1 pseudogene is annotated in these 584 nt (G+C 62.5%); it reads right to left on the reverse strand.

The features are described from left to right. Positions 1-18: 18 nt before the first annotated feature. A pseudogene (locus EJ105_RS27705) lies at positions 19-584 on the reverse strand (IS3-like element ISXau3 family transposase); the annotation flags it as partial.

Below are 584 nucleotides of genomic sequence, written 5' to 3' on the forward strand. Positions count from 1 at the left end.
TGAACCGCCCCTAGTTTTCTAGACGCCTTCGGGGGTCGCTTTGTGCTGCCGTTCGAACTCGATGGGCGACAGCATCCCGTTGCGTGCGTGTTTGCGGGTGGGGTTGTAGAACATCTCGATGTAATCGAACACGTCCCGGCGTGCCTCGTCTCGCGTGCGGTAGACCTTGCGGCGGATGCGTTCGCGCTTGAGCAGGTTGAAGAAGCTCTCGGCCACAGCGTTGTCATGGCAGTTCCCGCGACGGCTCATCGAGGGCTGCAGATCGTGGTGTTTCAGGAACGAAGCCCACTCCATGCTGGTGAACTGGCTCCCCTGATCCGAATGCACCAGCACACGGCCCTTCGGCTTGCGTCGCCAGACGGCGGCCAGCAGCGCCTGAAGCACGACGTTGGTCGTCTGCCGGGCCTGCATGGACCAGCCGACGACCCGGCGTGAGAAGAGGTCGATCACGACCGCAAGATAGGCGAAGCCTTCGTGGGTGCGGATGTAGGTGATGTCGGTCACCCAGGCCTTGTCAGGCGCCTCCGCGTCAAACCGGCGATCGAGCGTGTTGTCGACCGCCAGGGATGGCTTGCCTCCATATT

The organism is Xanthobacter aminoxidans, assembly GCF_023571765.1.
In the GTDB taxonomy this organism is placed as follows: Bacteria; Pseudomonadota; Alphaproteobacteria; order Rhizobiales; family Xanthobacteraceae; genus Xanthobacter; species Xanthobacter aminoxidans.